The sequence below is a fragment of the Sulfitobacter donghicola DSW-25 = KCTC 12864 = JCM 14565 genome, from assembly GCF_000622405.1.
Taxonomy (GTDB): domain Bacteria; phylum Pseudomonadota; class Alphaproteobacteria; order Rhodobacterales; family Rhodobacteraceae; genus Sulfitobacter; species Sulfitobacter donghicola.
The window spans coordinates 2,837,583-2,861,906 of the sequence record NZ_JASF01000005.1 but is presented as its reverse complement, the minus strand read 5'-3'; the positions used below and the strand labels follow the sequence as shown (position 1 = coordinate 2,861,906).

18 protein-coding genes are annotated in these 24,324 nt (G+C 54.3%); 7 read left to right on the top strand and 11 right to left on the bottom strand.

Annotated features, from left to right (window positions below):
- The gene (locus tag Z948_RS0115190; protein ID WP_025060414.1) at window positions 1-507 is read right to left on the bottom strand and encodes a hypothetical protein; all 507 of its coding nucleotides are present in this window, start codon (window positions 505-507) and stop codon (window positions 1-3) included.
- A gap of 313 nt (window positions 508-820) precedes the next feature.
- Window positions 821-4,957 carry an NACHT and WD repeat domain-containing protein gene (locus Z948_RS0115180; RefSeq protein ID WP_025060412.1) on the bottom strand — a complete coding sequence of 1,379 codons (4,137 nt, stop codon included), beginning with the start codon at window positions 4,955-4,957 and terminating at the stop codon, window positions 821-823.
- Window positions 4,958-5,056: 99 nt separating this feature from the next.
- On the opposite strand from Z948_RS0115180, the gene Z948_RS18535 reads away from it, so the two are divergent.
- The 5 genes from Z948_RS18535 to Z948_RS0115155 all read left to right on the top strand — a co-directional run bounded on the left by Z948_RS18535 (window position 5,057) and on the right by Z948_RS0115155 (window position 12,845).
- A complete protein-coding gene (locus Z948_RS18535; RefSeq protein WP_025060411.1) occupies window positions 5,057-6,904 on the top strand; it encodes an MORN repeat-containing protein in 1,848 nt (615 codons plus the stop codon).
- Window positions 6,901-8,037 (top strand): WG repeat-containing protein, encoded by a 1,137-nt coding sequence (locus tag Z948_RS0115170; RefSeq protein ID WP_025060410.1) that lies wholly within the window; start codon window positions 6,901-6,903, stop codon window positions 8,035-8,037. Before Z948_RS18535 ends, Z948_RS0115170 begins: the two co-directional genes overlap by 4 nt.
- Window positions 8,034-9,713, top strand: coding sequence for an AmmeMemoRadiSam system protein B (amrB, locus tag Z948_RS0115165; RefSeq protein ID WP_052033130.1), 1,680 nt, complete (start codon window positions 8,034-8,036; stop codon window positions 9,711-9,713). The genes Z948_RS0115170 and amrB overlap by 4 nt, the downstream gene beginning before the upstream one ends.
- 108 nt (window positions 9,714-9,821) lie before the next feature.
- Window positions 9,822-11,630, top strand: coding sequence for a RyR domain-containing protein (locus Z948_RS18530; RefSeq protein WP_052033128.1), 1,809 nt, complete (start codon window positions 9,822-9,824; stop codon window positions 11,628-11,630).
- A 99-nt stretch (window positions 11,631-11,729) separates the two neighbouring features.
- Window positions 11,730-12,845 (top strand): patatin-like phospholipase family protein, encoded by a 1,116-nt coding sequence (locus Z948_RS0115155; protein WP_052836233.1) that lies wholly within the window; start codon window positions 11,730-11,732, stop codon window positions 12,843-12,845.
- Between the two features lie 261 nt (window positions 12,846-13,106).
- Here Z948_RS0115155 and Z948_RS0115145 read toward each other — a convergent pair whose 3' ends face one another.
- The 4 genes from Z948_RS0115145 to Z948_RS18185 form a co-directional block, all read right to left on the bottom strand.
- Window positions 13,107-13,691, bottom strand: coding sequence for an HNH endonuclease (locus Z948_RS0115145; protein WP_025060406.1), 585 nt, complete (start codon window positions 13,689-13,691; stop codon window positions 13,107-13,109).
- Between the two features lie 129 nt (window positions 13,692-13,820).
- Window positions 13,821-14,486 (bottom strand): alpha/beta hydrolase, encoded by a 666-nt coding sequence (locus Z948_RS0115140; protein WP_025060405.1) that lies wholly within the window; start codon window positions 14,484-14,486, stop codon window positions 13,821-13,823.
- On the bottom strand, window positions 14,483-15,109 hold the full coding sequence (locus Z948_RS0115135; protein WP_025060404.1) for a DNA-3-methyladenine glycosylase family protein: 627 nt from the start codon (window positions 15,107-15,109) through the stop codon (window positions 14,483-14,485). Before Z948_RS0115135 ends, Z948_RS0115140 begins: the two co-directional genes overlap by 4 nt.
- A complete protein-coding gene (locus Z948_RS18185) occupies window positions 15,106-15,849 on the bottom strand; it encodes a precorrin-6A/cobalt-precorrin-6A reductase (RefSeq protein ID WP_025060403.1) in 744 nt (247 codons plus the stop codon). The genes Z948_RS0115135 and Z948_RS18185 overlap by 4 nt, the downstream gene beginning before the upstream one ends.
- Before the next feature lie 120 nt (window positions 15,850-15,969).
- On the opposite strand from Z948_RS18185, the gene Z948_RS0115125 reads away from it, so the two are divergent.
- On the top strand, window positions 15,970-17,175 hold the full coding sequence (locus Z948_RS0115125; protein ID WP_025060402.1) for an MFS transporter: 1,206 nt from the start codon (window positions 15,970-15,972) through the stop codon (window positions 17,173-17,175).
- Window positions 17,176-17,183: 8 nt separating this feature from the next.
- Here Z948_RS0115125 and Z948_RS0115120 read toward each other — a convergent pair whose 3' ends face one another.
- From Z948_RS0115120 to cysS, 5 genes are read right to left on the bottom strand one after another with little or no spacing between them, the layout of a single operon-like run.
- Complete coding sequence (locus Z948_RS0115120) at window positions 17,184-17,948, bottom strand: phytoene/squalene synthase family protein (RefSeq protein ID WP_025060401.1); 765 nt, start codon at window positions 17,946-17,948, stop codon at window positions 17,184-17,186.
- Window positions 17,945-18,673, bottom strand: coding sequence for a class I SAM-dependent methyltransferase (locus tag Z948_RS0115115; protein WP_025060400.1), 729 nt, complete (start codon window positions 18,671-18,673; stop codon window positions 17,945-17,947). The genes Z948_RS0115120 and Z948_RS0115115 overlap by 4 nt, the downstream gene beginning before the upstream one ends.
- The gene (locus Z948_RS0115110; protein WP_211250491.1) at window positions 18,663-19,634 is read right to left on the bottom strand and encodes an alpha/beta hydrolase; all 972 of its coding nucleotides are present in this window, start codon (window positions 19,632-19,634) and stop codon (window positions 18,663-18,665) included. Before Z948_RS0115110 ends, Z948_RS0115115 begins: the two co-directional genes overlap by 11 nt.
- A gap of 10 nt (window positions 19,635-19,644) precedes the next feature.
- Entirely contained in the window at window positions 19,645-21,258 is a 1,614-nt protein-coding gene (gene cimA, locus Z948_RS0115105; protein WP_025060398.1) for a citramalate synthase, read from the bottom strand.
- The gene (cysS, locus tag Z948_RS0115100; protein ID WP_025060397.1) at window positions 21,255-22,619 is read right to left on the bottom strand and encodes a cysteine--tRNA ligase; all 1,365 of its coding nucleotides are present in this window, start codon (window positions 22,617-22,619) and stop codon (window positions 21,255-21,257) included. The genes cimA and cysS overlap by 4 nt, the downstream gene beginning before the upstream one ends.
- 232 nt (window positions 22,620-22,851) lie before the next feature.
- Between cysS and Z948_RS0115095 the strand changes: the two genes are divergently transcribed.
- Window positions 22,852-24,027 (top strand): pyridoxal phosphate-dependent aminotransferase, encoded by a 1,176-nt coding sequence (locus Z948_RS0115095; RefSeq protein WP_025060396.1) that lies wholly within the window; start codon window positions 22,852-22,854, stop codon window positions 24,025-24,027.
- The last annotated feature ends 297 nt before the right edge of the window (window positions 24,028-24,324 follow it).

Below are 24,324 nucleotides of genomic sequence, written 5' to 3'. Positions count from 1 at the left end.
CTAGATCAGCGGGTCATATGACCATTGCAACAGCGCTTGGCGTTGGCGCGGGCGGCAGAAGATGTCTGCGGGTTCGCAGTTTGCCCTGATCTGCCCTGCGTGGCGGGCAAATCCGCGCCAGCGTTTGATCTGGAGCTGATCAACTTGCGCCAATCGGCGCCCTAGGTAGTAGCGACAATACCATTGAAACCAGCCGCGCGGATCAGGTTCAAACACCCATCCCTTTTGCTGCCAAACTGACAAGGGTTGTCTGCTTTTGATACCGAAATAGTTCAACGATACGTCAGGGGTATCGCTGGTTTTGGCATTGGCAAACCAGCTTTCGGGAAATTCATCCGTGCAATCGTTGCAATACTTGCCTTCAAAGACGCCCATCTCCAACATCTGAGCTGGAGAAAAATGGGGCTTAAACTCATCGGTTTGCACATCACCGGTTTTCGCCGTGAGTTCATAACTGTATCCGCTTTGCATGCGGTCGTTCACGGTGATGATGGTGCCTAAGGTCATACCCACAAGTTCGCACGTCTTCTCCGAAGAGGGAATGCACAAAGGGAACCTCAGGCCGCTAGCTTGGCATCCCAATGCAAAAAATTGACCCAGCTATCGTGCAGGTGGTTTGGCGACAACTTGCGGCTAGTGTTGCGCAAACTGTGCCGCTGCGGGGCGCTTGCCCTACCAAAGTAATTTACCTTCTCCAGTACCCTGAAACCGCCTTGCACGGTCTCAGAACACTTCCTTCGGTAAGCCTGACGAGGTCTTTCCTAACCGGCGTTTTTGCCTTCACAGCTTGTTTTGGGGGGAAGCTCCGCTATTGGCGAACTTAGCGTTCAGCGCTTTTTACAACTTTGCTTGCCCAATCACGGTGTTGCTCTGGCCTGACTTCCAATCGGTAGATTGTTCCATCATCCACGCTGGCAGCAAGGGAATTTTCATCCAGCCAGCCAATGCCGACTATTCTTTTGTTGCCATCAGGATCAATCTGTTTGGGTAACATCCGCAGGACAAACTTTTGATCCAGCCAGCCGGTCGTGGCGTCAAAATCCCAGATATACAGCATCCCATCGGCATCAAGAACAGCCAACTGAGCCCCCAAGGGCGAAAACAAGCTGGCCTTGGAGTTTGGCCGCAATATCCCTACGCTTGCCTCTTTTTCTGGATCACTAAGATTGTACAGTTTTACTTTACTGTCCCCGCGCGTGGCCACAAGCCATTCACCAGATGGTGTCGCACTCATTGAAAAGGCGGAAAAATCGCCTTCTTGCAAAGAGTTACCATTCAAAAGACGCCCTTCTTTTGGCCCATCATTGGACCAGATGTATATGCCGCCACCTGTATGGCTGGTTGCAAAGGCATCAACGCCAAGCGCCGTTATGCCGTCAGCCCGTTGAGGCACAGAAACAACCGTCACCCTATTCGATCGATCCGCAAGCCGTATGGTGCCGACCTCTCCTGCTCGTGTTGTGAAGGCCAGATCGCCATTTGCAAGCCACGCCAGCCTCTGCGCGTCTTGCTCAGGAAGCCAAAGATCAGGTTCCGTCATGGGAAACGCTGCGTGCCAAATTGCCAGCCCCCCGTTCCGATCAGAAACGGCCATGGCATTTGTTTCGCTCAAGGCTAAAAACGCGACCGAGCGGTTGCTTTTCAATTGGAAAAACGGGTGCGCGGTGGTCGCCCCAGTAAAGACAGTTCCAGTTGTATCGCCATAGGCGACTTGCCCGCCCTGCGTGGTAAAGGCGGTCGTCTGCACCTTGCCGCCTGATTGAAGCAACGACATGAATTCTTGGTTCTGGTCGATCGTCCACAGGATCGTTTCGTTGTTATCCCCTTTAGACGCCAGCATGCGCCCGTCTGGCGAAAAGGCTAAATCTAGGATGACTTGGCTGTGACCGCTCAATCTAGCGACCTCGCGACCATGCTCATCGAACAGACAAATCAGCAATGCGTGGCAATTCGTTGCCAACATCTGCCGCGTGGCAGACCAGTCTTGGGCGGATATCGGTAGGTTCCCCAGAGGGATTGTTTCAGTACCCCCTTCAGGTGTGGAGAGCGTCAGCGCACCAGATCTTGCCGCGAGCGCAAATTTTTCCTCGGTGAGCCACTGTATAGAAAGCCAAACATCCCCAACATCGCCATGGGTTTCGGATATGGCAGTGGCCTGATCGGTAAATAGGGTTGAACGTTCAAACACTGCCGCCACCGGCGCGTTGTTTTCATCAACATAGGCCACGGCGAGCTTTGGATTGTCGTTCGACCATGACACCGCCGTTGCTTGCCCGCCCAAAACATTGACCGTTTCACAACGCAGCGCGACAGCAGCGTTGCATCGCACCACCCATGCCCCCGCAAAATCGTCCGCAAAGGCAATCAGATAGGTGCCATCGTCTAGTTGTTTAATATCCGCTTGAGCTGCGCGAACGAGGTCTACTTCGTCCTGCTCAAACGGAAAGCTCTGCCCCTTATCATCCAAGATGGTGCCATCTGTCGCAACCCCAAGCCACCCCGCATCCGAAGTCGGATGTGCGGCAATCAAGGGCTGGTTACTTTCCAACAGAACTTGCGTGCTCACAAGCTGGCTTTGCACATCCACTGTTTTGATTTCCGAAGTACCAAACAGTTGAAGGGCGTTTTCATCTTGCCAAAGAACCAGCTGGTTTGCTGCGGCAAAAGTGGCTTTGTGAAAAGGGGAAAGCTCGCTCAGCGCCTCTGCAAGCGCGTTACGTGTGTCGATTGAATCTTCGATGTTTGTCGCCGCTAAAGCCGCAGAAATCGCAGAAAGTTCATCCCCCATCCGCAAGTCGATCCCCGCTTTTGCAAGCTGGAAACTGATGGCGGCGCGTTTGTCTGCCTCTTGTGCCCTGAGATTGAACATCCACGCCCAAACAGCAGCAGCCAACACGACAGCACAGACCGAAACGCCCGCAACGATCCGAGAAAGTTTCTTCCTTCGGTTTGCTTTTATGGAGGCTTGTAAAAAGGTGGGCAGCGTCGGGTGAGTATCCGATAATTCCTCTGCCCCCCAACGCATCAGCAGCTCGCGGCCTTCGTTCAGATCGAACCCTGTTAGGTACATTTGCTTGGCATCTGCTGTTGGCGCTGTATCAAAAGCGATGGCGCGCTGGCCAAGGCGGTCTCGGAGAGCGGAAAAGCGGCGATTGTGTTCGATGATTTCGGCCGCGCGCGGCCAATCAGCCAACAGGCTTTCATGCGCAATCCGCATGGTTTCGCCGTCATTCACAATTAAACGCCTGTCGCTAAAGCGTTGTACCAGATCGTATTCTAACGTGCCCTTTTCAAAGGTATCCGAGGGCAACCGCCGCGCGAGTGTTTTATTGTTTTCAGGATCCTGAACAGAAAAGGCGCGCAAGATTCGAGGCAATGCCGCTTGGACAGAGGCAGGCATCGCCTCGAATTCGGCCTCGGCGACTTTGGCGACAACGCCACCAAGGCCGCCCAAACCGTCCATCGCAGCAAGCGTTAAAAGTGTATCGTCACGATGTTGGTAAAGCTCTGTCAGCAGCAGTTGCAATGCGGGAAGGCTGTTTCTGGAGGCCTGTTCTTCTATTTCATCCGCAAGCTGTCTGGCTGGATTTTGCTGCGTTTCATAGGTGAGCCCTGCCAGTTTTGCAGGCCCAAGAATGATATCACGTAGGTCACCAGGTTTTGGATGCGCTATTTCTAACAGGCGTTCGGTTTCATTGGGGCCTTTTACATCTGATAGCCCCGCCAAATCCGCTAATTCTGGGTTACCGTTTAACAAATGCCTGAAATCAGAGCGCATGCCAAAAATCAAACCAACCTGCGGCCTCTCGGTATTTGCGTGAGCCAAAAGCCCCGACAAACACTTGGCAAAGGATGTTCGTTCGTCAGCTGGATAGTTAAACACCTCTTCCAGTTGGTCGATGGTGAGCAAGAGGGTCATGCGGTGACCATTACCCTTGCTGGCTGATGCGCGGTCCAAAGCACGACAAATGACCGATGCAACACTGGCGGGGCTATTGCGCAACAATTCAGCCAAGGCTTGGGCCGTGCCAAAATCGCTGTTGGCCAATTCTGCTCCGAGGCTTTGCACCCCCAAAAGCGACGTCGCCAAACCATTTGCCCAGTCCCCTGATCTGATCAAAGATGCAGGTGTTTCAACCGCAATACAGACATCATCTGCGATTGTCGGAATTGAACCCGATTTTCTAAGGTTCGCCAGAACCCCTGCACGAATGAGTGAGGATTTTCCCGACCCCGAAGTGCCTGTCAAAAAGAGCACGGGATGCCCAGAAGCCGCATTTACAATAAAGCGCGCGCGCGCCCGTTGCGTTTCGCGATCACGCCCAAAGAAACAGTCGGCATCCTCTATGGAATAAGATTCCAATCCCCGAAACGGCGAGCCCTTAAACCCGTCAACAGCGGGTTGGCGTGATTTAATCCACGCTCTGAGGTGTTTTTCAAAAAGAGGTTCAAAATCCTCTGTGGTTTCGAACGATTGAAACCCAGCAACAAAATGCCCCTTTTCACTGTGAAACCATCGCTCCCAAAATGAAAGAAAGCTGTCTCTTTGGGCCTTTTCAAACACCAAGTTATCTTCCTGAAACGTAACTGGTGCCGTCTTGCGATAAACCAAAACATCTGGCGTTTTGGGGCTCGACTCGGTTGCGCGATGCAAAGCGTCTTCGAATTCGAATTCAGACCCCGTTGGGATCGAGCCGTCTTCGCGCATGTAAGATTCAGGCAGCTCGGATCCTAAACGTTTCCAAAAAATACAGACGACAACATCGCACTCGGATGGTTTGGCGATTTGATCTTGGAAGGTGCTATCTGCGGTATAGAAATGATCCTCCCAAAGAATGATTTCTATCGAGGCATCGTCCAGATCGGCGTTGAGCCTTTTTACAACGCGATCCGCAATTCCTCTTTCAACGGCAACGTCACTTGGTGATGACAAAAAGAGACGGTACGTCCGTTCCATAGAAAATGCGCGCCCCCTCTCAGCCATTTTTATCGTGACATAGCCAAAGGAATAATTCTACGCTTAAGAGGCGTTTTGCCAAAGGTCTCGGAGAATTTCATGATCAAGACTAAAAACAACTTCATTTTTTGCGCATTTCTTTTGTTACCTTTACAGCCTGTTTTCGCCCAATCCGTCGAACCGATCTCAACTGACACCCGTTTTGTTGATGCGCAGGTCCGCGGCAAAGCCCAAAACCCAGCCGAGGGAAAATGGGCAGTAAAAACGCATCTGGTATGGAATGAAGAAACAGACCAACTGACCCGCCAGACCTATGAGGTCTGGCAAAGCCCGCTGGAGTCCGAGCTAACCTTTCGGTGGACGCCCGATGTGATCTCTGACGCAAAGCAAGGGCGCGTTTCGGGGCAAGGCACAGTCGTTTGGCGGGACATTGGCGCAGCTACCTATGAACATGACGCAACTGTCGCGATCTATATGGGCCACATGCGGGAAGGGAAAAGAGAGGGTGAAGGTGTTTATCGGCACAAATCTGGCTTCAGCTATGATGGTACGTGGCAGGCGGGCAAAATGCATGGCACTGGTTACCTAACCCTCACCAATGGGGATCATTATGTTGGCGGTTTCAAGCAGGGCAAGTTGCATGGCGAAGGGCGTCTGATCGATTCTGACGGGACCATCTTTGAAGGCACATTCGTTGACGGAAAAGCGCAAGGCGAAGGATTGGTGAAACGTTCCGACGACCTTGAATATCTTGCGGTGTGGAAAGACGGTGACGAAGTCGCGGGCAGCCGGAATATTGTGTATGAACCAAAGGTGCTGAATGCACAATTGAGCGATGATTTCCGTGTCGGTGTTGTTTTGGAAAACCGCTCGGGTCAATCGAATTTCTCAAACCTGTCTACCAGCGAAAAAGCGGCGATGTACAAAAGCCGCGCAACCGGTGAAACCCTTAGCATTTTCCCAGCCTCGCAGCGCATTCTAGATGTCTGGCGCGGAAATGCCCCCCTCACCATGGAAGCCCGCGAAGCGGGTGATCGCCATTCTGGCGGTGGCTTTTTGGGGATCAAAAAAGAAGACATAAAGCCCGTCAGTTTGGTTTTTGAATTTGAGAACAAGTCGCGCTCTGATGTGCGCATCACCTCAAGTTCGCTATTGGTGGATTCAAGTAAAACCGACCGCGATCCGATGCTTCATGCCTTTAAACTAATTGATGATTGTTCAGGCCCTGGAGAGGCTTTTGCGCCAGATTTCCTGCTGGAAAACTTTGGGTGGTCAGAGATTGAGAATGGCAAAATGACCCTTCAGTTTGTCGACACTCAAGATGCACCGATCGGTAGCCCAGAGGTTTTGAATATTCCGAATTTTAGTGAGGAGGCTTTTGTAAATCTTGTTCCTGTGCTGGCGAAAAAAGGGGCGAATGTTGCGGCCCTTAAGCGCGGACATCAATGTGCCGCACCAGCAAGCTATACGACCGAAAGCCTGAACGCGGCAAAACGGAATTGCATCAAAACCGTTCAATCCTCTGCGGGCGAATTAGGTCCGGCGATGGCCGTGAACGTGAGCGGTCTTCAGGTCGGCGTGAAGGGCAACATCGACTATCAGTGGCGCGACAATAACGGGACCCCCGTCAATAAATCAGGCAGCTTCAAGCTCCAAATCCCCGTAGGCGCGCATAACATGCCTTTAGCCGAATGTGGCGAAGGTGGCAGCCCAGGTGACGCGACTGTCAAAATCTTTCGCCTGAAACTGGATCAAGAAAACTATCGCCTGCGCGTTCCGATCAAAGATACCGTACCTGCTGGCGTCACGTCTCGCTGGCGCTTGGCCTTTGAGGCCGAGAAGAACTCCAACCACAGGTTCCGGTTACAGTTCAACCTAAGCGATGGTCAAACCATCGTTTCACGGCCGATTGATTTGGCGTACCTGCGCCCGAGGATCCCAAAATGAGACATACCCTTCACCTCGCTGCTGTCGCAGCCTTTAGCTTGATCTGCGATGTTGCACAGCTCGCCGCACAAGAGATTTTGATCCCGCCTCAATACGATCAGGTTGGCCACTTTAACGAAGGGCTTGCCCCAGTGCGAACGGGCAAGCTTTGGGGGTTTATCAACCGAGAAAACAAAACGATTGTACCGTTTGAGTATGACGAAATTCGCCGTGGGCGCGACGGGCGTTTTGGAGTCAAAAAGGGCGGCCAATGGGGGGTTATTAACTCTGCCGGCGAAATCGTTATCCCTTTGCAATATGATGATATTGGTGTCTTTAAAGATGGTGTTGCACCAGCATCGAAAAACGGGAAATGGGGGTTCATTACCGCCTTGGGCGTTGTCGAAACCTCGTTTCAGTTTGATCAAATAGGCCAACGAGAAGGAAATGTTTTTCCGGCACTTGGCGGCTCTGGCAACGCAAAACAAGGGACGTGGCGGGTCATGTTGGCCTCTCCGGGTTTGGAACCAGTGGCCATTCACGACAACGCAGAAGTGCACGTTTATGATGGCGGGTTCAAAAATGCGGACACAGTGACAGGATTTTCCGAAGGGGTTGCTGTCGCCAGTTTTAAAGCTGGAAAAGCGCAGGTTATGAATGTCCCTTGGCAAGGCATCGAAGTGCGCACCAACAGGAACCGGTTTTACCACAGCATCCGACCAAAGCGCGAAGGTTGGGCGGCAGCTACTTTGAACGGGAAATCTTGGGGATACATCGATGAAAATGGCGCGTTCTGGGAACCCGGTTCGTTGCAAGGCGCCCGCGATTTCTCGATGGGGGTTGCGCCCATTAAAATCGATGGGAAATGGGGATATATGACAAAGCAGCGCAAGTATGCGTTTCGCCCCAAATACGATCGCGCCTATTCCTTTCATGAGGGTTACGCCACAATGCGGATCGGCCAAAAGCGCGGATTTCTAAAGCTGGAGAATGGCCGAATTCAGGAATACGTCCCCCCAAAATACGAGGATGTTTTTCGTTTTCAAGAAGGGATCGCACCGATCAAATTAAACGGGAAGTGGGGCTTTTTGAGCAATGGGAAAATCCCGACCTCCGGCACAAAAAGAAGCATTATTGACGTCCTGCCCGAATGAAAATCAATCAACTAAAGAGGTGGGTTTTCACGGCCTTAATGAGCCTTGCTTTGGTCTCTGCCAGCGATGCCCAAGCTGAAAACCCCTACCTACCGACCAAGGATGTATCGCTTTATCTTGATGCGATCGAAAAAGAGCGCCCAAACCGCAAGATTGGATCAGGTGCAACGGGTATTTTGGTCCCGCATCATCTGGTTGCCGCAGACCTGATTGCACGAGGGTTTTGGGCAGCATCAGAAGCAGATTACGACACGGTTATTCTGATGTCGCCAGACCATTTCCGAGCGGTTGAAGGAGAATTTGCAACAACGCGCGCCTCTTTTGAGACCATTTTCGGCCAATCACAGACCAACCAAGACCATGTATCCACGTTAATGGGCCAAGAGGATTTATTTGAATTGCTCAGCGCTGAAGAGCTGGCAATGGAACATGGGTTTCAGGCGGTTGTCCCCTTTGTGAAGCACTTTTTCCCAGAAGCAAAAATAGTTCCCATTCTGGCCTCTATTTCTGCAAAGCCAAAGAACCTGCAAGCACTTGCAGACCTTGTTTTGCCCATGATGGGCCCCCGCACGTTATTCGTTCAATCCACAGATTTTTCCCACTATCTGGACCGGCGTAGTGCTGTGCTGAAGGATCAAGAAAGCATAAGCGTTATTGCCGCGCGAGATGCTGATTTGGTGGTGGGGTTGGAACAGCCAAGGCATCTGGACAGCAAGGCATCCTTGACTGTTCACATGCAAGTTCAAAAGGCGCTTGGCGCACATCCGCTGGTCATCGCAAACCGCAATCAGGCGGAATATGGTGGATCGCCCGATAACACGACAAGCTATGTGACCGCCGTCTGGTCAAAAGATCCCAGTTTTGGATATCAGCGGGAATTTCCAGATCAAAAACGGGTGTATTTCGCAGGCGATGTCTTACTTGGCCGGTATTTACAAGATCCCCTTACCAAGCAGGGAACAACGGCGACCGAGACGGTAAAAAGCCTGTTGCCCAAACCACCAGATGCCCCGTTTGTGATCAATTTGGAAGGCGTGCTTTTGGATGAAATCCCCGTAGGAGCCCCCAATGGATCGCATGTCATGGTAGATGGCATTGCATCGCCCCTTCTTAAGGGCCTTTCTGTGGTCGGGGCCAGTTTAGCCAATAATCACACCGCTGATTTTGGTGACTTTGGCCTGAACGAGACCATCGGCAATCTAAACGCCAATAACATCCATGCCATGCAATCCGGAGAGGTCTATGACCTTGGCCCGCTGCGCATTATTCCTTTGACCCTTTTGCGCAACAATGAACCAGCCATGAGCGCACAAGCCATTTCTGAAAATGTACAGAAGGTCTGCAACTCGGCCGCGCCCCCTCCCCTGATCGTGTTCATCCACTGGGGCGCGGAATGGACCAACACAGCCTCCCAGAAAGAGCATGACCTCGCCTCTCGGTTTGCCGATTGTGGTGTCTCTGCGGTGGTTGGGCACCACTCGCACCAAGCATCAAAGCACGTGAAGGCGATAAATGGCGGTGCTGCACAGATGGTCTATTCGCTTGGGAATTTCATCTTTGATCAGACGGGCCCCAAGGCAACGGGTGCCATGCTTGAGGTGACTGTGTTTAACCAATCGACGATCTTTTCCAGATTGGTTCCGATCCCTAATTTCTTTGAACGTCTCCAAGATTAGGATCATGGGAAGAAGGGGGGCGCGACACATCAGATCCAGCTGAACTATGGTGTTCACCCCGTCAATCAGGTAGTTTTTTTGCCTGCACTGCCTTGAAGAGATATTTGGATGTTAAAGCTACTGAAGAAACGTTCAACCCTTGGAAGAACTCTCGTTTGGGCCGCGTTGGCAGCCCTTACGTTGAGCTTTTTGGGGAATTTGACCCAGAATTTTGCCGAGGCAAAAGGCACTCCCCCCTCCATCGGCCAAAGCGTAAAGATCGTATTGGATACCATTCCCGAAGCGATAAAAGTGTTCCGCGCAAAACCGCGCGCCATCGCCGGTAGCGGAACTTGGGTTCTGACAATAGCTGAAACTCTTGGTGCATTGGTGACGTTCGCCGCAATTTTGGCGCTACTGGGCACCGTTTTGAAAGAGCAGCTGGAAAAGCTCAGGATTTCCTTTGCAAGCGGCCATAGCCTGCTTCTTGGCTTTGACACGCAAGCGCGCCTTTTCCTGAAATCCAAGCAACGCCCCCGAGACAAAACCGTGGTTGTCGTCGACCCTAACGCGTCAGAAAAAATAAGAGACAAGGCACATGCAGAAGGGTGTCTGCATTACGCAACAACCGAGGAAACAGAGCTTCGCAACCAGATGCGAGCGTGCCGAATTGGCAAAGCCGAACGCGTGATTATTTCGACAGGGACTGACGCGGGGAATTTGGAACTGATCAAAGGGCTGGCTGATGCTGATATTACCTACCCAAAAGACGTTGTTGTTCACATCAGTGACGTGAGCCTTCACCAACAGCTCGAACTGAACACCGACTTTATGCAAAGCCTTGGTGAACAAACATCTCTTAGGTTGTTCAACTATCCAAAGGCTGCTGCTGTTGATCTTTTATCGCGAACAAATTTCACCGAACTGGCGGTTTCTCAGGGTCAAGGGCGTGTATCACTGCTGGTCTTTGGGGCAACGCCGGAAGCCGCAGAAATTGTTACGCATTATTTACGAAGCTCGCCGTCTTTGCTGGCAGACAAGCCCCAAATCGTTTGGGTTGTTGAGATGCAATCACAGCTGTCAAAGATGCTATCTTTGAACTACCCGCCCCTTGCCAAGTTGATAGATGATAAGGATGGAAATCCTCCACTGGCTTGGGCGGCTGACATAATCGTCCATGAAACAGGTGAAGCAACCGCACCCTATGATGAGGCCAATCTACAGCGTGCTCTTGCCAAGGCAGAAATTCCAACGGCGGTTATCATCGCCGAAGGCGCCCTCGCCTCACCTATGAGCAACATTCAGATCGGGAACGCCATCCGCCAACGCGCACAGCGCATGCCTGAATTACAGATCCCTATCTTTGTGTTTTCACAAAAGAAAAGCGCCGAAGATCAATTCCTGAAATGCCGCAGGCATGAAGATCAGGCACAACCTATTTCTCAAAAGAAACTCATAAAAACCAATGATCTGGCCGAAACCCTTGAACCTTTTGGCCGCTCTGATGAAGTGTGCAGCTGGGGCGCCTTGGACACAGTGCGAGAAGCCAGCGCAAAACAGCTTCATGAGCAGTACCTTTTAGATCGCGCAAAAGAGCAAGACGCCGAAACCCACAGGGCCGCCTCTCTCAAACCTTGGGGGCAATTGTCCGAGACCTTTAAGAATGCAAATCGACGGGCTGCCGATCAGGCAGCGGCATTAAATTTTAGCGCACAACAACTGATCACAAACAGGGCTGACGCCAATCAAAAGCACATCGAAATCCTCGCTTCTTTGGAACATGATGCATGGTGGATTGACCGCGAATTAGACGGGTGGATCTATGCAGAGCAGCGCGACAATGACAAAAAGATGCACCCTGATTTAAAACCATACGACGAACTCAGCGATGAAATTCAAGAATATGATCGGGCAAAGGTGCGTTCGCTTTTATCATAAAGGATCGAGGTCACTGCCCCCCATCATACTTCCAGAAATCCATTGTTCTTTGCAGGGATTATTGCCTCGCTTGGACTGAAAATTCGAAAGATGATCCAGATGGAACCACAGACTAATCTGCGAAAACGCAATATTTTAGCACTGGACGGTGGCGGCGTGCGCGGCATCATCACCCTCGCCTTTCTTGAGCGGATTGAAGAGTTGCTTGCCAAAGCTGGAATGGGAAATTTAAACCAGCATTTCGATCTTGTTGGAGGGACTTCTACTGGCTCAATCATCGCCTCGGGCCTGAGCCTTGGCCTGTCGCCCAAAGATTTGACGCGCTTTTACATGCGCCTTGGTCCAAAGGTGTTTCGCAAACCCCGCTGGCGCATTCGGGGGGTCCAATCTGTTTTTGACGCGCGGATGCTAAAGGCGCAGCTGGAAGAGATCATCGGCGATGCTACGCTGGACAGTGATCGCATACACAACAGCCTCGCGATCATCGCAAAGAGGATGGATACCGGAAGCCCGTGGATTGTGCACAATAATCCCAATGGGGCGTTCTGGGAGGATGCTGCGGATGGCAGTTACATCGGCAACCGTAACTATCGTCTGGCCGAGATCGTGCGCGCATCTACTGCAGCGCCCTATTATTTTTCCCCCGAACTGATCGAGATCGTAAAAGGCGAAGATCCCGGATTATTCGTAGACGGAGGGGTATCCCCCCACAATATGCCAGGGCTTGCCCTGCTCTTGTTGGTGACCGCTCCTAAATACGGCTATGGCTGGTCTACGGGGTTGGATCAGCTTGATATTGTTTCAATTGGAACAGGCACCTTCCGGCAACGGATGTCAAAAGGCGGCTTTCTTCGCGAACCAGCTGCCAGCATGGCAATCAAAGCCGTCTCAAGCGTCATCGCGGATTGCGAGATACATAATCTTAGCGTGATGCAATCTCTGGGAGCCTGCAAATACGCATGGAACCTCAATAGCGAAATCGGAGATCTGTCTGACTTCCAGCTGGGTTCCACCCCACTGTTTGGCTTTTCACGGTATAATGTGGGGCTAGAACATCGCTGGCTCAAGGCGGAATTGGATGTGACGATAAGTGATAAGGAACTAGCCTTGGTTCGGGATTTCACGAACCCTGACGGGATGCAACTGGCCTATGACATCGGCAAGGTCTGCGCGCAAAAACAAGTAAGCCTTCAACATTTCCAAACATCGCCATGATTGGTTGCGCCAACAATTGATGGAGACTGGCGAAATATTCCAGCCAACAAAATAATAATGCCAACGCGATTGGCACAGGGCAGAGACATCCGCGGTTATGACAAACCGTCAGATCACCTGCGTGTTTGGGTTGATCTGGAACTATAGCCCTAGATCAGCGGGTCATATGGCCAGTGCAACAACGCTTGGCGTTGGAGCGGGCAGCAGAAAATATCTGCGGGTTCGCAAAGCGCCCCAAAAGAAGGAATGAGAAAAAGAGCCTCAGGCCTCTAGCTCGGCGTCCCAATACAAGAAATCTACCCAGCTGTCGTGCAGGTGGTTTGGCGGGAACTTGCGGCCTGTGTTGCGCAGCTGTTCCGCGTCGGGCTGGCGCGGTGGTTTGCGCAGGCGGAACTCGGTCATATGCAGCGGCTTTGACCCTTTGCGCAGGTTGCACGGGCTACAGGCCGCAACCACGTTTTGCCAGCTGGTCACCCCACCCGCAGCACGCGGCACAACGTGGTCAAACGTCAGCTCACCCTTTGCGCCGCAGTATTGGCAGCAAAATTCATCCCTCAAAAATAAATTAAAGCGCGTGAAGGCCACGCGCTTTTGAGGTTTTACATAGTCTTTCAGAACCACCACCGAAGGGATCCGCAGGGTCGTCGTAGGGGAATGAACACTGTCTTCATATTCCGCTACGATATCCACCCTGTCGAGGTATTTGGCCTTTATCGCATCCTGCCAAGACCAAAGTGACAGCGGATAATAACTGAGCGGTCGGTAATCCGCATTCAGAACCAAGGCAGGCCGATGTTTCAGCCCCCCAGGCGTTCTGGTAAATTCGGTTCTAAAATCGCCGTCCATCTGCACGTCACCCTCTAGCCGTTTTCTTGACTATATCTCGTGGTTTGAGACTGGCAAGCCCTTGAATAACACAAGATGTCGCAGGCAACCTAGGCAGGCTATGTTACAGAATTTTGACGGTATGACCCTCTATAGGCTGAGCTTGTCGCGCATAAACGCCAAAGCAACGGACAGGCCATCAGGCGCGATCCCATGCGCGGTGCCCTTCATGATGTGGGCAAACACATCCACCCAACCTGCTTCTTGCAATGCTTCGGCAGCTTCTGGCAGAGATTGCGGCGGCACCACGTCATCCTGATCGCCATGGATCAGCAAGACAGGTGGGCGTGACACGACTTCGTCCGCAAGCGTTTCTGGCGAAAATAGCCGCCCCGAGAAGGCCACAACGCCCCCGACCGCATCTTCGCGGCGCGCAGAGACATGCAGCGCCATCATTGTCCCTTGCGAAAAGCCAAACAGGACAACCTGCTCGGGGAGCACGTCTTCGTCCACCATCAATGCGTCTAAATAGGCGTTCAGATCATCCACCGCCTGCGCCATACCGCGCGCACTTTCCTCTTCTGAGGAACCGTCCAGCCATGGAAGCGGAAACCATTGATAGGCATTCGGCATACCCACAACAGTTTCAGGCGCATCCGGTGCAACAAACAACGTATCCGGCAGATGTTCGCTCAGCGGGTCAGCAAGGCCCAGCAGGTCAGCGCCATTGGCACCATAGCCGTGCAAGAACACAACAACCGATCTGGTTTCCCCCGATGCTGGTTCGCGGCGTTCTGAAGTGAGGACTCGTGTCATGTTATTCCTTCCCGGTCTTTTGCAATACGGTAGTAGGTGAACAGCAGGCGCGCTGCAACCGCCCGCCAAGGGGACCACTGCAGCGCCATGTTTTCAAATTGTTTGGGTGTTGGGCGCTCGGGCAGGTCAAATAACATGCGCGCAGATTCCTGTAGCGCTAAATCGCCAGGGGCAAAGACATCAGGCCGACCGAGGTTGAACATCGCATAAACCTGCGCCGTCCACACCCCAATCCCCGAGACAGCCGTAAGAGTTTTCACCACATCAGCATCCGACGCCTGTCGCAAAGCCGTGTAATCGATGCGCGCCTCGGCTAGGGCGCGGGCATATTTCACCTTTGGGCGGCTCAGCCCAACCGCCTTAAGGTCATCATCGCTTGATTGCAGCACGGCAGCCGCATCATCCAGCCCCGCAGCCTCAACCCTGCTCCAGATCGCGCGCGCAGACGCGACCGAGACCTGCTGGCTGACGATCTTGTTGAACAGCGCCCCAAACCCGTCCGGCGCCAACCGCAACGGCAGCGGCCCTATCTGCTCAAGCGCCTGAGCAAACCGCGGCTCGGCCTTGGCCAACCACGCAGCGCCCGTATCTACATCCTCCTGAGACCTGATCAGCCCTATCATAGAGCGGCAGTCCATGCCAAAGCGTCAGCGATTTCTGCAACGCTTGGCAAACCCTCTGGCGCTAAGGGGCGATCAATGAGGATCACAGGTATCCCCAGCGCCTCAGCTGCATCCAGCTTGGGGCGGCTCGCCCGTCCGCCCAGATTGCGGCAGATCAATAGATCAATGGAAAGGTTTTGGAAAAGGGTCTCTTCATCGCGCGCGCTAAACGGCGGATCACCAAACACCAATTGCACAAAAGGATACGGCGGCGGGCGATCATGGCGGCGCGTCTGACGCAACAACAGCTTTTTTCCACGGAACCCAACGAAATCAGGCAGGCTGTCCCATCCGGTTGCGCAAAACACGGTGGCGCCCTGTGCGATCATGTCATTCGCCGCAGCTACATCTGGCGCGCGGCGCCAGTTTGAGTGGCCATCGACACTCCAGTCAGGGCGTTCAAGGCGCAGATAGGGCAAGCCCAACGCCTTGGCCGCTGCAAACCCCTGCTGGGTCACTGTACGGTCAAACGCATGGCTGGCGTCCAGAACTGCGGTATACCCGCCCTGCTCTACCGCGTCGCGCATTTCTGTTGCGGTTTCAAACCGATGCAGTCTGGGTGTTTGTGGCATGCGCGCATCGCCACGGGGGGCTTCGGAAATCCATGCATCATAAATCGCGCCTTGCTCTGTCAAAGCCTCGGCCATACGCCGCGCCTCAAAGCTGCCAGCCAGCAACAGAATTTTTGCATCATTTCCCATATGAACAGGTTTACCCCCCCCCGCGCAGGATACAAGAGCCCATGTTACCCAAGCCCTTAGCGGGGGTTGCCCCCCCCGCCCCAGAGGAGTAGCCCTGTCGCAGGGAAAAAGGAAACCACCATGATTGACGACAGCCGCGCCAAGCGAAACGTAGCGATTTTGGTCATTGCGCAGGCCTTTTTGGGGTCACAAATGCCGATGATCTTTTTGGTTGGTGGCCTTGCAGGTAAATCGCTGGCCTCAAACGTCTGTCTTGCGACCTTGCCTATTTCGATGATCGTTCTCGGGTCCATGGTTTGGGCCACGCCTATTTCTTCGATCATGCAAAAATACGGGCGCCGTGCGGGGTTCTTTTTGGGCGCCTTTGGGGGCGCTTTGGGTGGCGCGATTGGCGCATATGGGCTGATTGAGCAATCCTTTCCCATCTTTCTGGTCGGATCCTTCATGACGGGTATCTATATGTCCGCACACGGGTTTTACCGCTTTGCCGCGGCTGACACCGCGTCGGATGAGTTTCGTCCAAAGGCGATTTCTTATGTTATGGCGGGGGGATTGCTCTCTGCCATCGTGGGGCCGCAACTGGCCACGGCGACCTCTTTCGCCTTTGTGACGCCCTTTGTGGGTACTTATCTGGCGGTTGTTGCGCTGAATATCGTGGGCAGTTTGCTGTTCCTCTTTATCGACATCCCAAAACCCCAAGCCCCCGCCATTGACGCCCCGCGCGGTCGCACCCGTTGGGAGCTGATTACAACGCCGCGCATCACTGTTGCGGTGATTTGCGCCATGGTTTCTTACGCTTTGATGAACCTTGTCATGACCTCCACACCGCTGGCCGTGGTTGGTTGCGGGTTTGAGCAGAAGGACGCGGGCTTTATCGTTACGGGGCACGTTCTGGCGATGTATGCGCCTTCTTTCTTTACAGGGCATCTGATCAACCGGTTCGGGGTTGAGCGGATTGTCGGCTCGGGCATTGCGATCCTTGGCCTTGCGGGGATCATCGCCCTGCAAGGTGTTGAGCTTGAAAACTTCTATATCGCTTTGATCCTGCTTGGGATCGGCTGGAACTTTGGCTTTATCGGCGCGACCTCGATGCTGGCGGGGGCACATGCCCCACATGAGCGTGGCCGTATGCAAGGGTTGAATGACCTGCTGGTGTTTGGCGGCGTTACCATTGCCTCCCTCGCCTCTGGCGGGTTGATGAACTGCTCGGGCGGATCGGCGGCGGCAGGTTGGGCAGCGGTCAACTATGCAATGATCCCCTTCCTGATCCTTGCAGGGGCGTCGCTGGTCTGGCTGATGATGCACGATCGTCGCGCGCGTGGCTAAGGAGCTGGTTACCAGCGCCCAGTGGCGGCGCGTAGGGTAAAGGCAAGGCCGGTCTCTGGCAGTGCCCCTTCAACAACCGACTGAGGCTGCGCGATTGCGTGCCTCAGCGCGGGTTCCGCCGCAGTGGCCTGTAACAGCGCCGGCGTACAGCTGCGCGAAACAGCCGAGCGGCTTTTGCGCGCCTTGATCAACCCACCCAAACCTTCCTGAGCCAAGGTAGCAACCCCTTGCGGCGTGCCGTCCAGCAGAGGAATGCGCCCCGCCTCCTCTAAGGCGGGAATGGCGCGTAACCACGCACCAATCCCAGCCGCAAATCCTGCATCGCGCAGAGGAACATCATCCGCCTGCCCCAACAAGTTTGCGCTCACCTGCATCAAATTGCCTGCTGTTTGGGTGATGTATCGGGTCAGGTCAGCCGCGTCCTCAAACGGATCGCGGTACACATCCCACCGCCGCGCCGCGACCAGATCATCCAGCTGTTTGGCCTGATCTGGGGATATCGCCTGCGCCAAAGGTGTTGCGACCTCATGGCGGCGCACAGGGCTTCCTTCGGCTATTTCCTCCAGCACATCACGCCACCATTGCAGGCGCATCTCTGCGATCATTGGCTCGCTGGTGACCCATGGTGCGCGACTGACCTCGACGTTGAACGCATAGAGCGCAAACAAGGCGCCGCGCTGTGCCACCGGCGCCATCATGGCCGTGCGAAACCGCAAGGGATCGCCCCGCTCAACGATCTTGGCGCATGCGTTCAGGTCATCATTCCAGTTCATACAGGGCGCACAACGCTTAGGAGGTAGCCATATTCATCGCGGTGGGCCCGCCAACAGGCGGCTTCTTCTTCGGCCTCGTCCAGTACAGCGTTCAAAGCCGCATCCGCCCCATCGCGCAGCTGCGCAATACGGGCATCAAGGGGTCCGAAATAGGCCTCCCACGCGGCATCAGATAGACGGCGCTGGCCGATCACTTTGTAACCTGCGTCTTTGATCTGCGCCGTGATCCCCGCCTCATCCGTCGTATTTGGATATTGCTGGGCCCAGAACCCCTCTGCGCGGGGGGACCGATCATCGCTAAACCAACAGACCTCGGAAAAGGCGATCGCGCCATCGGGTAACAGAGATTTGCGCCATGCTTTTAACGCAGGACCGATGCCCATGAAATAGACGGCCCCTGCGCACCAAATCAGATCATAGGGGTTGCTAATGGCTTTCATATCCGCCTTTAGGACGGTCACACGATCATCCCCGCGCCACTGTTGGCGCGCTGCGGCAACAAAATGTTCCGTCAGGTCTAGGGCCGTTACATGGGGATGCTCGGCCTCAGCCAACAGCGCCTCGATATCTGCCCCCGGACCACAGGCCACATCAGCAATCTGCGCGCGCGCAGGTAGGTCAAGAAATGACGCCGCCCATACAACATCCCCTGCTTCCCCTGGCCCTTCGCGGGGCAAATCACGGTGCAGGGTAAAGAAGGCTTCTTTTGCCAAATCAGTAGTCATCTAAAAACCTCTCAAAAACGGCCAAGGTCCGCGAATCATTTACGATGTCCAGATGGTTTGCGCCTGTCATGATCTCATATTGGCCTTTGTCCGTCACAGCGCCCATCGTTGGCGCATATTCTTGGGCAAAGAACGCTTCATCCGCGCCGCCCGCCAGCAAAACAAAAGGCGGTAGCGCGGCCACGTCCTCTAGATATTTGCTGCGCGGTGCATAGGATTGGTTCAAACGGTAGGAATAGGCAACTGTTGCAGTATCCCCCAACGGTCCCTCCAACACGGCCTTTGGCATGTTGAACTGAATGATCGGCAGGTTGTTAAACGCTTTGATCTGGAAGGTATTCAGGATCGACAGGCCGATAATGCGCCGCATGAGAACCCGCGCCCAACCACCAGAGTCTGTCCGTGTCGTTGGGGCATTATGTTTCAGGAAAGGCGCCAGCAGCACAGCTCCATCCAACATGCCGCCATGTTCGCCCCCCGCAAACCGCACAACCAGTCCACCGCCCGAGCTGTGGCCCGCCATGATGATTTTCTGATCCGGCTTGGCGACCGCTTTGATCATATCCGCCAGATCGTCCTCGAACTGGCCGATATAGTCGATGTCACCACGCCGACCGGGCGCAGCGCCGTGGCCGCGCAGGTCTGGTACAATCACATCCGCTTTGCCCTGCAAGCCCTTGGCAAGCATATCAAATTGCAGACCATGCCATCCCGACCCATGGACCAAAACCAACAGCGGCACGTCATCCGCCCCTCCATAGGTGCGGACCTGCAACGGATAGCCATCCCGCATGGGCAACGCCTGCAACGGTGCGGGTTCTTGAACGTTGCTGTTAAGCTGGTTGGTAAAATCCAGACCACCCTCGCCATCCATGGGCTTTGGCCCCTGCGTGAACACCAGAATAACCGCGACCACCAAAGTAATCGCAACTGAAATCAAAATACGTAGGAGGATGTTCATCGCCATTTTTTCAACCTTTATCTCTAATCAATTTCCAACGAATAGCATCCAGCAGCGCTTCAAAAGACGCATCCACTATGTTCGCTGACACCCCGACAGTTGACCAACGTCGGCCCTGCCCGTCTTCGCTATCAATAATCACGCGCGTGACCGCTTCGGTGCCGCCTTGGGTGATGCGGACCTTGAAATCGACCAGACGCCAATCGGCCAGCGCGGTCGAATATTGCCCAAGGTCCTTGACCAGTGCCTTGGACAGCGCGTTCACGGGGCCACGGTCACTGCCTGTTTCATCAAGGCTTTCGGACACCGACAGACGTTTTTCGCCGTCTACCTTTACCACCACAACCGCCTCAGAGAGGCTGATCATCTGGTTGTATTTGTTTTTGCGCCGCTCAACCGTGACGCGGTAGCGTTTTACCTCGAATAACTCAGGCATACGGCCCAGCGCCTGACGGGCCAGCAGCTCAAAGCTGGCCTGCGCGGTGTCATAGCTATAGCCATCCGCCTCGCGGGCTTTTACCTCGTCCAGAATGGCGGCCAAAGCGGGATCGCCTTTGGCAACCTCCAGCCCAGCGCCCGCCAAACGGCGGCGCAGGTTGGATTGGCCCGCCTGATTGGACATCGGGATGATCCGCGCGTTACCAACGACAGCAGGATCGATATGTTCGTAGGTTGACGGATCTTTCAGGATCGCCGAGGCATGCAGCCCCGCCTTATGGGCAAAAGCCGACGATCCGACAAACCCCGCCTGCTTTTGCGGCACACGGTTCAGGATTTCATCCAGCATCCGTGAGGTTTTGGTCAGCCCCGCTATTGCCTCCATGCTCACGCCGATCTCATATTGGCTGGCGTAGGGTTCCTTCAGCTTGAGGATCGGGATCAGCGTGGTGAGGTTGGCATTGCCACAGCGTTCACCCAAGCCGTTCAACGTGCCCTGTATCTGGCGCGCGCCTGCGTCAATCGCGGCAAGCGAACAGGCCACGGCGTTTTCGGTATCATCATGGGTGTGGATGCCCAAACGATCGCCACTGATCCCCGCCGCGATCACCTCGGCCGTGATGCGACCAACCTCGGAGGGTAACGTCCCCCCGTTGGTGTCACACAGAACAATCCAGCGCGCACCAGCGTCATAGGCTGCGCGGATCGCCTCCAGAGCATAAGCGGGGTTGGATTTATACCCGTCAAAGAAATGTTCTGCGTCAAACAGCGCCTCGCGCCCTTGGGCCACGATATGCGCAATCGAGCGCGCGATGTTTTCGGTGTTTTCCGCCAGCGTGATGCCCAGCGCGGTGGTCACATGGAATTCATGGGTTTTACCAACAAGGCAAACACTAAAGGTATTCGCATTCAGCACAGCCGCCAGCACGTCATCGTTTTCGGCGGACATGCCTGCGCGTTTGGTCATGCCAAAGGCGGTCATGCGGGCCGAGGTCTTTGGTGCTTCGTCAAAGAACGCGCTATCGGTCGGGTTTGCCCCTGGCCAGCCGCCCTCGATATAATCCACGCCCAGCGCATCCAGCGCTTTGGCGATGGTGATCTTTTCCTCGGTCGAGAATTGCACACCTTGGGTTTGCTGCCCGTCCCGCAGGGTGGTGTCATAGATTGAGAGGCGGTGTTTGGTCATTGGCTGGCCTCGAGTTTGGCGAGGTCAACTTCAGGACCAGCAGCCAAAACAATTCCTTCTTTACCCATTTGAACGCTCACACCGGCGTCCGTCAAAAGCGATTTGATCCGATCAACTTCTACGAAATTCTTCGTCGCCATCGCTTCTTCTCGTGCAGCAGAAAGTCTCTCTGTCCAACCATCCAAAAGAACACCGCCACGATCAGTCCAACCTCCTAATTCGTCGGTAAGAAGCCCTAATAATTGCGCACTAGCCTTTAACAACGCGTAATCTCCATTATTGGCATATTCGTGTAACAATGCCAGTACGCCAGCTGTATTCAGATCATCGCCCAGCGTAGCCAATACTGCCTCTGGGATAGAAGGTGCCGCTGCAATACCAATGACAAGGTCCCGCCATTTCTTTAATGATCGTGATGCCTCTTTGGCCTTCTTCTCGGTCCAATCCATTGGTTTACGGTAGTGAGTGCTCAGCATGACAAAGCGGATCACTTCACCAGGAACGCCCTGATCCAACAGATCGCGCACGGTAAAGAAGTTACCAAGGCTTTTGGACATCTTCTTGCCCTCTACCTGCAGCATCTCGTTATGCAGCCAGTAGTTGGCGAATTTATCGCCCGAGCAGCAGCTTTGAGCGATTTCGTTTTCATGGTGCGGGAACATCAGATCATTCCCTCCGCCGTGAATGTCGAAATGCGCACCCAGCAATTCATGCGCCATGGCAGAGCATTCGATATGCCACCCCGGACGGCCACGGCCCCATGGGCTATCCCATCCCGGCGTATCCGCGTCTGAGGGTTTCCACAGGACAAAATCCATCGGGTTCCGCTTGTAGGGGGCGACCTCTACCCGCGCACCAGCGATCATGTCATCGACGCTTCGCCCCGACAAAGCTCCGTATTCCTTATAGCTGTCCACAGCGAACAGCGCATGGCCCTCGGCCTCATAGGCGTGACCTTTGGCAATCAAATCACTGATCAGCGCAATCATCTGCGGGACAAAGGCAGTCGCGCGTGGCATGTGGTCAGGCTCGATCGCGCCAACGGCGGCCATATCGTCAAGGAACCACTGCGTCGTCTCGGCAGTGATGTCGCCAATCGGGCGGCCACTTGCGGCGGAACGGGCGTTAATTTTGTCGTCGATATCGGTAAAGTTGCGCACATAGGTGACGTGGGTGTCTCCATACATGTGGCGCAGCAACCTGTTGAGCACATCAAACACGATCACAGGCCGCGCATTGCCAAGGTGCGCGCGATCATAAACCGTCGGGCCACAGACATACATGCGCACGTTCTTAGGATCGATTGGCACAAACTCTTCGCGTTTGCGGGTCTTTGTGTTGTGGAGTTTGATCGTCGTCATAGCAATAGTCCTATCGGCACAGCGTTGCGCGGGACATGGCACAGTTTCAAAGAAAATAAAACAACGTGATCAGGCCCGCGAGAGAAATCTCAGCAGGTAATCGTGCAACAAATCATGGTTGTTTGCGTTGTCATGCCAAAGCAGTAGCGGAACACCCCCGCCTGCGTCAAGGTTGATTGACAATGCCCCCAACCTCTGCGCCCCTGCGTACAACACAGGAAAGGAGCATATCATGCAGGCATCAAAACGGATCAGTACAATTTTAGGCGGCGGATCAGACGGTTGGGAAGTTTTCATGCGCGCGCGTGAGATGATCACCGAAGGCACCCCCGTCACCGAGCTGACCATTGGCGAACACGACATTCGCACGGCTGCGCCTATCTTGCAGGATATGCACCGCGCTGCCCTTGGCGGGCATACAGGCTATGCCTCTATCCCCGGCATTACCGCATTGCGTGACGCCATCGCCAAACGCGTGACCGAACGCACAGGCGTCCCCACGAAACGTGAGAACGTGATGGTGACCCCTGGTGGCCAGTCGGCGCTGTTTGCCGCCCATACTGCTGTGATCGACCCCGGTGATACCGCGCTATACATCGATCCCTATTATGCCACCTACCCCGGCACGCTGCGCGGCGCATCAGCAGAGCCTTTAGCGATCAAAGCCCATGCCAGCGACGCCTTCCAGCCGCGTGCCGCTGATATTGCGGCTGTGGCCAAGGGGGCAAAATCCCTGCTGGTGAACTCTCCCAACAATCCTACAGGCGTTGTCTATAGCCGTGAAACGCTAGAAGGCATCGCGGATGTCTGCAAAGAGCACGATCTATGGCTCATCTCGGACGAAGTTTATGACACCCAGATCTGGGAGGGAGAGCATATCTCGCCCCGTGCACTGGAAGGTATGGCCGAACGCACGTTGGTTGTTGGCTCGATGTCCAAAAGCCATGCGATGACGGGCTCGCGCATTGGGTGGGTGATCGGACCAGAGGAGATGGTTGAACATCTGATCAACCTTGCCACCCACACAAACTATGGCGTTGCGGGCTTTATTCAGGACGCGGCCCTGTTTGCGCTGGAACTGGGCGAAGATTTTGAGACCGAGATCGCGGAACCATTCCGCAGACGCCGCGATCTGGCGCAAACCGTCTTGGCGGGTCAGAACGTGGTGGGTGTCGTTCCGAATGCAGGTGCGATGTACATGATGCTGGATATCAGCGCGACGGGGATGAGCGGCCAAGAGTTCGCCTTTGCCCTGCTGGACGCCCACCACATCGCCGTGATGCCAGGCGAAAGCTTTGGCAAAGCAGCGGCGGGGCATATCCGTGTGGCCATGACAATCGAAGACACCGCCTTTGTGCAGGCCATGCACCAGCTGTGTGATTTCGCGAAAGAAAAAAGCGGCCGCTAAATAGGCCTTCGGTGCGCCAGATACAGGCGCACCGAGCAGACCAGCACAAATATAGCCCGCAACACAGGCCCAAACGTGGGGCTAAACGGGGGCCCTCTCCCAGTTAAATCCTAAAACATCTCCTGCGTTCTGAAAACGGCACCTCGTCGCAAACAGAACAGATTCAGGTTTTAAAGTCTCCCATCCTCTTTGCCAGAATGGGAGTTCTTCTATGCAGAACAGTATCTGCAGCGCTATTTTGGTGATCCGCACCATCGGTGCGGAACGAGGACGCGCGGCGCGTGGTGCCCCGCATAA

Coding starts and splice junctions, on each gene's coding strand:
- Z948_RS0115190 (WP_025060414.1), bottom strand. CDS start 507: ATGACCTTAGGCACCATCATCACCGTGAACGACCGCATGCAAAGCGGA.
- Z948_RS0115180 (WP_025060412.1), bottom strand. CDS start 4,957: ATGGAACGGACGTACCGTCTCTTTTTGTCATCACCAAGTGACGTTGCC.
- Z948_RS18535 (WP_025060411.1), top strand. CDS start 5,057: ATGATCAAGACTAAAAACAACTTCATTTTTTGCGCATTTCTTTTGTTA.
- Z948_RS0115170 (WP_025060410.1), top strand. CDS start 6,901: ATGAGACATACCCTTCACCTCGCTGCTGTCGCAGCCTTTAGCTTGATC.
- amrB (WP_052033130.1), top strand. CDS start 8,034: ATGAAAATCAATCAACTAAAGAGGTGGGTTTTCACGGCCTTAATGAGC.
- Z948_RS18530 (WP_052033128.1), top strand. CDS start 9,822: ATGTTAAAGCTACTGAAGAAACGTTCAACCCTTGGAAGAACTCTCGTT.
- Z948_RS0115155 (WP_052836233.1), top strand. CDS start 11,730: ATGGAACCACAGACTAATCTGCGAAAACGCAATATTTTAGCACTGGAC.
- Z948_RS0115145 (WP_025060406.1), bottom strand. CDS start 13,691: ATGGACGGCGATTTTAGAACCGAATTTACCAGAACGCCTGGGGGGCTG.
- Z948_RS0115140 (WP_025060405.1), bottom strand. CDS start 14,486: ATGACACGAGTCCTCACTTCAGAACGCCGCGAACCAGCATCGGGGGAA.
- Z948_RS0115135 (WP_025060404.1), bottom strand. CDS start 15,109: ATGATAGGGCTGATCAGGTCTCAGGAGGATGTAGATACGGGCGCTGCG.
- Z948_RS18185 (WP_025060403.1), bottom strand. CDS start 15,849: ATGGGAAATGATGCAAAAATTCTGTTGCTGGCTGGCAGCTTTGAGGCG.
- Z948_RS0115125 (WP_025060402.1), top strand. CDS start 15,970: ATGATTGACGACAGCCGCGCCAAGCGAAACGTAGCGATTTTGGTCATT.
- Z948_RS0115120 (WP_025060401.1), bottom strand. CDS start 17,948: ATGAACTGGAATGATGACCTGAACGCATGCGCCAAGATCGTTGAGCGG.
- Z948_RS0115115 (WP_025060400.1), bottom strand. CDS start 18,673: ATGACTACTGATTTGGCAAAAGAAGCCTTCTTTACCCTGCACCGTGAT.
- Z948_RS0115110 (WP_211250491.1), bottom strand. CDS start 19,634: ATGAACATCCTCCTACGTATTTTGATTTCAGTTGCGATTACTTTGGTG.
- cimA (WP_025060398.1), bottom strand. CDS start 21,258: ATGACCAAACACCGCCTCTCAATCTATGACACCACCCTGCGGGACGGG.
- cysS (WP_025060397.1), bottom strand. CDS start 22,619: ATGACGACGATCAAACTCCACAACACAAAGACCCGCAAACGCGAAGAG.
- Z948_RS0115095 (WP_025060396.1), top strand. CDS start 22,852: ATGCAGGCATCAAAACGGATCAGTACAATTTTAGGCGGCGGATCAGAC.